The following is a 5,322-nucleotide window of genomic DNA, read 5'->3' on the forward strand; positions in this document are numbered from 1 at the left end:
GGTGGGGGACAAGTCGCTGACCCTGAGCCCGAAGGCGATCGCCCAGGGCCTGGTCTTCCGGGCCGACGACGACGGCCGGCTCACCCCCGCGGTCGACGGCCCCAAGCTGCACGCCGCGGCGGCCAAGGCGTTCGCGGCGGTCGAGCGGGAGCCGGAGCAGGCGACGATCACCGTCGCCGGCGGCAAGCCGAAGATCGTCGCGGGTACCCCCGGCGACCTGGTCGACCTGGCCAAGCTCGGGCCGGCCCTGCTCGCGGTGCTGCCCAACCCGGCGCCCCGCACGGTCGATGCGGAGCTGTCCCGGCAGGAGGGCGCCACCACCGAGAGCGACCTGGCCAAGCTCGGCGTCAAGGAGAAGGTCTCGACCTTCACCACCTACTTCACCGGTGGCAGCAAGTCGCCGCGCAGCCAGAACATCATGACCATCGCCCGGGCCGTCGACGGCGCCGTGGTCCAGCCGGGCGAGACCTTCTCGCTGAACAAGCACACCGGCGAGCGGACGTACGCCGCCGGCTATAAGGACGCACCGGTCATCGTGGGCGGCAAGCTGGAGCCCGGCGTCGGTGGCGGGGCCTCGCAGTTCACCACCACGTTGTTCAACGCCGCCTACTACGCGGGGCTGGAGGACGTCGAGCACAAGCCGCACTCGTTCTACTTCTCCCGCTATCCGGCGGTCATCGAGTCGACGATCTTCTATCCGACCCTCGATCTGAAGTTCAAGAACACCACGCCGTACGGGATCCTGATCGACACCTCGTACACCGGCAAGTCGGTGACCGTGTCGATGTGGAGCACCAAGGTCTACGACAGCGTCAAGACCGTACGCAGCCCGCGCCGCAACATCACCTCACCGCCGACCGTCTACCGCGAGCCAGGCCCGAAGTGCATCACTTCCAGCGGACTCCCAGGTTTCACCCAGGACGCATGGCGCGTCATCCGCAAGGATGGGAAAGAGGTCGAGCGCGAGAAGTTCACCTGGCGCTACGATCCCGAGCCTAGATTCATCTGCGGCGCGAAGCCGTAGCACGTCCGGGGAGGACGCAATGAGGCAGCGTTGGGTGCAGATCGCTTCGTTGGCCGCGGCTCTGTTCGCGATCAACGTGATCGCGCGAGTGGTGATCCGCATCGGGTTCAACGAGGACGACACGGCCCAGAACAGGGTCTCCATCGTCATGTTCGCCGTGATCGGGCTGGTGCTGGCGACCGTCACCTTCTTCCGGTCCCAGCGGGTGCCGCCGAGCAGCTGGCTGCCCGAGCTGGCGGCCGCGGCGATCGGCGGCATGCTGCTGACCATCCTGGTCGGCCCGTTCGTCAGCGGCGACGGCCCGTTCTCCGGCGGCGCCGGCAACTTCTTCTCCCAGGTGTGGCTCTACGGCGGCTTCGCCATCGTGGGCACGCTGCTCGGCTACTGGCTCGCCACGATGCTGGGCCGCGACTACCGCTCGAAGTCGCTGGCGGCCTTCGCCAAGGCCAAGCTGACCAAGCCGCGCCGGGTGGTCCGCCGCTAGAGCGGGGCTTCGCGGGTCAGGTAGGTGTGGTGGGTGCTGAAGCCCAGACCCTGATAGAGCGCCACCGCGGCCGTGTTGCGCTCCTCCACCTGGAGGTAGGCGCGCACGGCGCCGCGCTGGGTCGCCCACTGCGCCACCGCGCGCATCACGTGCCGGCCCAGGCCGCGCCGGCGGGCCGCGGGTGCCGTCTGCACCAGCGAGACGCCGAGCCAGCGGCCCGGGCCGGGACCGGTCACCGCGCCGCGGGCGACCCCGAGCAGGGTGCCGTCCTCGTCCTGCACGGAGGCGAAGACGACATCCTCCACGGCGGTGAGAATGTGCCGGGCCGAAGCGGGTAGGCGGCCTTTGTGCGCCGAGACCATCGCCAGCCAGGCGTCCGTGGGGGAGTCGGCCAGCTCCACCGGAGGCAGGTCCCGCCGGGCCTCGACCTCGCTGATCAGCGACTGCACCGCGCCGGTCTGCACCAGCACCAGCGGGCGGGAGGTCCAGCCGCGGGCGTCCAGGGCGGCGTTGACCGGGGCGGCCAGCGGCATCGGAGTGTTGATCATCGGCTGCTGGCCCTTGGCCGCGTACCACTGCTCGACCGCGTCGATGGCGGCCTCCAGCGTGCGGTCCGGGTCGCCGATCGGCAGGGCCGCGTTGGCCCGCCCGGTCCAGTTGTCCGCCGCGCGCAGGATCCAGCTGCCCAGCCGGGCCTGGGTCGGCGCCGGCCAGGCGTCGTTGGCCGCCAGCTCGAGGGCGATCACATCGGCGGCGGGCGGCCGGCGGGCGGCGGGCACTCGCTTGGCGCGGTGCACCTCCCGCAGCGGTACGCGCAGAGTGCCCTGGGCGGTGGCCAGAGTGAGTTCCGTCTCGGTCAATTCGACCAGCTCGCCGAGCGCGTCCGTGAAAAGTGGGCGATCCTGGGAAACGCCTACAATTCGGCGGACCACCACCCGGTGTCCCACATCCTGCCGTCGGAGCACGTGCCACCTCCTCCCGGCGAGATACTAGGCTCTGCCCGTAACGCCGCGGTGTCCCGCGGCGTGGCTCTGGAAGGGAAAGACCCGTGACCTACATCATCGCTGAGCCCTGCGTCGATGTGCTCGACAAGGCATGCATCGAAGAGTGCCCGGTCGACTGCATCTACGAGGGCAATCGGATGCTCTACATCCACCCCGATGAATGTGTCGACTGCGGAGCCTGTGAGCCGGTCTGCCCGGTGGAGGCCATCTTCTACGAGGATGACGTGCCGGAGCAGTGGAAGGACTACACGAACGCGAACTACGAGTTCTTCGAGGATCTCGGCTCGCCAGGTGGCGCCTCCAAGGTTGGCAAGATCGACAAGGACACCCCGTTCGTGACGGCGCAGCCGCCGCGCGGGGACGCGCACTGACCGTGCTGTCGGCCTCGCTGCCCGATTTCCCCTGGGACCTGCTGCAGCCCGCCAAGCAGGTTGCGGCGGGCCACCCGGACGGCATCGTGGACCTGTCGATCGGCACCCCGGTCGACCCGGTCCCGCCGCTGATCCGGGCGGCGCTGACCGAGGCGGCCGACGCGCCGGGCTACCCGCTCACGGCCGGCACCCCGGCGCTGCGCACGGCCATGGCCGACTGGCTGGCCCGCACCTGCGGCGCCACCGGCCGGCTCGGCGTGCTGCCCACGATCGGCTCCAAGGAGCTGGTGGCGTGGCTGCCGACGCTGCTCGGGATCGGCCGCGGCGACGTCGTGGTGATCCCCCAGGTCTGCTACCCGACGTACGAGGTCGGGGTGCGCCTGGCCGGCGCCGAGGTGGTCCGCTCCGACTCCACGCTCGCCCTGGGGCCCGACCCCAGGGTGAAGATGATCTGGATCAACTCGCCGTCGAACCCGACCGGCCGCGTGCTCCCGGCCGACCACCTGCGCAAGGTGGTCGACTGGGCGCGCGAGCGCGGTGCTGTCGTGGTCAGCGACGAGTGCTATCTCACGCTGGGCTGGGACGAGCAGCCCGTGTCGGTGCTCTCGGACGAGGTCTGCGGCGGCGACTACACGGGCGTGATCTCCGTGCACTCGCTGTCCAAGCGGTCGAACCTGGCCGGCTACCGGGCCGGCTTCCTCGGCGGCGACCCGGCCCTGATCGCCGAACTGCTGGCGGTCCGCAAGCACGCCGGCATGATCGTGCCAGCCCCCGTGCAGGCGGCGATGGTGGCCGCCCTCGGTGACGAGTTCCACGTGACGGCCCAGCGTGCGCTCTACGCGGCACGCCGGGAGTCGCTGCGGGAGGCGCTGCTCAAGGCGGGCTTCGAGATCGAGCACTCGGCCGCCGGGCTCTACCTCTGGTCGACCCGCGGCGAGGACTGCTGGGCGACAGTGGACTGGCTCGCCCAGCGCGGCATCCTGGCGGCCCCCGGCGCGTTCTACGGCCCGGCCGCGGCCCGGCACGTGCGGATCGCCCTGACCGCCACCGACGAACGCGTCGCCGCGGCCGTCAGCCGCCTCACCGCCGGCTGACCCCCGCCCGGATCCGGGGTCCCACGCATCGCTCGTGGTCGCTACGCTCATGGCGTTGTGACGACGGGGCTACGGGGAGGCGTCGTGGGCGATCCTGGCATCAATGTGGAGACGGGCGGGCTCACCAAGTTCGCCACCGACGTACGGGCGGATGTCGACAACATCACCGAGCCGGCGGTGGGCCGCGCGACCCTCCCGCTCGACAGCGTGCCGTTCGGCGCACAGAACGCCAGTGGCGGCGTCCACGCCGCCAAAGAGCGGTACGCCCGCAGCCTGACCGCGTCCACCGAGAACCTCAGCAACTTCCTGGCCGCCGCCCGCCTGCTCGCCGCCGCGGCGGAGAAGGTGGCCGCCGAGTTCGACGCCACCGACGCCCGTTCGGCCGAGGGCACCAAGCGCGTCGAGCAGGCCCTGTTCAGCGCGGCCGAGGAGGCCCGCCGCGCCCGCATCGCCGCCGAGCAGGCCGCCCATCCGCGCTACCCGAACGGCAAGGCGGTGGCGCTGTGACCGAGCCGGTGCTGACCAGCAGCTGGTGCACGGCCTGGGGGTCGTACAACACGCCCCGGCTGTGGGCGATGGTCAAGGACGAGGACGACCCGGAGGCCTGGCGCCAGGTGTCCGCCTGGGGCGAGATCTCGGGTGCCATGAAGGACCAGCGGGCGCTGCTGCTCAAGGCCCGCGAGGCACTGGTGACCGCCTGGCCGCCGGAGCAGAACAACTCGGCGGCGGCGTTCGTGGCCGAGGTCGACAAGCTGATCGGCCGGATGGACGCGGCCAAGACCGAGGCCGACGACACGGCCACCGGGCTGGCCAACATCCTGGAGGCCCTGCGCCAGGCGAAGAGGAACATCGAGCCGCTCTGGGAGCAGTACAAGCAGAAGAGCGACGACCTCGTTCCGGCGTGGTGGGACAACGCCGAGGAGGAGCTGGACAAGCAGGCCCAGTCCCACATGATCACGGCTGAGCAGGTCGTGCAGGACAACGTGGGCCGGCTGCGCGTCCCGGACCCGTACGTCCTGGACCCGATCGATCCCCACTATGAGCGGGAGACGCTTCCGGACGACGACCGCTCGGGCAGCGGCTCGTCGGGGGCCGCGCCAGCGACCGCATCGTCCGGAGGCCGCGGCGGTGCTGGCGGGGTGAGCGTGCCGGTGCCGCATGATCCGGTGCCGCCGCTGCCTGGTCGCGATCCGATCGTCCCGGAGGGATCCCCCAGCGGCGGCAGCGGTCCTGGGCTCGCGGAGGTCATCAGCCCGCCGGTGGTCAGTCCGGGCCCGGTGAGTACGCCCGGAGTGCTCTCGCCCGGAGCACCTTCGCCCGGCGTTGGTGGCCCCGGCATCGTGCC

The 5,322-nt window shown here is 71.2% G+C and carries 6 protein-coding genes and 1 pseudogene; 6 read left to right on the plus strand and 1 reads right to left on the minus strand.

Annotated features, from left to right (window positions below):
• Positions 1 to 1,024, plus strand: a 1,024-nt coding sequence (locus tag AB0C29_RS32090; protein WP_360828118.1) for a VanW family protein, incomplete at its 5' end; no start/stop codon positions are given.
• Positions 1,025 to 1,043: 19 nt separating this feature from the next.
• Positions 1,044 to 1,508, plus strand: a complete 465-nt coding sequence (locus AB0C29_RS32095) for a hypothetical protein (protein WP_360545161.1) — start codon at positions 1,044 to 1,046, stop codon at positions 1,506 to 1,508.
• Here AB0C29_RS32095 and AB0C29_RS32100 read toward each other — a convergent pair.
• Positions 1,505 to 2,473: a GNAT family N-acetyltransferase gene (locus AB0C29_RS32100; RefSeq protein ID WP_360828122.1), complete on the minus strand. Its 969-nt coding sequence runs from the start codon at positions 2,471 to 2,473 to the stop codon at positions 1,505 to 1,507. The genes AB0C29_RS32095 and AB0C29_RS32100 overlap by 4 nt on opposite strands.
• Before the next feature lie 83 nt (positions 2,474 to 2,556).
• Here AB0C29_RS32100 and fdxA point away from each other — a divergent pair, with 83 nt between their 5' ends.
• The 4 genes and pseudogenes from fdxA to AB0C29_RS32120 form a co-directional block, all read left to right on the plus strand.
• Entirely contained in the window at positions 2,557 to 2,883 is a 327-nt protein-coding gene (gene fdxA / locus AB0C29_RS32105) for a ferredoxin (protein ID WP_125804627.1), read from the plus strand.
• Complete coding sequence (gene dapC, locus AB0C29_RS32110; protein ID WP_360828129.1) at positions 2,880 to 3,977, plus strand: succinyldiaminopimelate transaminase; 1,098 nt, start codon at positions 2,880 to 2,882, stop codon at positions 3,975 to 3,977. The genes fdxA and dapC overlap by 4 nt, the downstream gene beginning before the upstream one ends.
• Positions 3,978 to 4,061: 84 nt before the next feature.
• Positions 4,062 to 4,484, plus strand: a complete 423-nt coding sequence (locus AB0C29_RS32115; RefSeq protein WP_360828126.1) for a hypothetical protein — start codon at positions 4,062 to 4,064, stop codon at positions 4,482 to 4,484.
• Positions 4,481 to 5,322, plus strand: a pseudogene (locus AB0C29_RS32120) (hypothetical protein); the annotation flags it as partial. The gene AB0C29_RS32115 and the pseudogene AB0C29_RS32120, both read left to right, overlap by 4 nt.

Source organism: Actinoplanes sp. NPDC048791 (assembly GCF_040650095.1).
Classification (GTDB): Bacteria; Actinomycetota; Actinomycetes; order Mycobacteriales; family Micromonosporaceae; genus Actinoplanes.

Excerpts from the sequence above, each read along its gene's own strand:
- AB0C29_RS32095 (WP_360545161.1), top strand. The coding sequence starts at position 1,044 with ATGAGGCAGCGTTGGGTGCAGATCGCTTCGTTGGCCGCGGCTCTGTTC.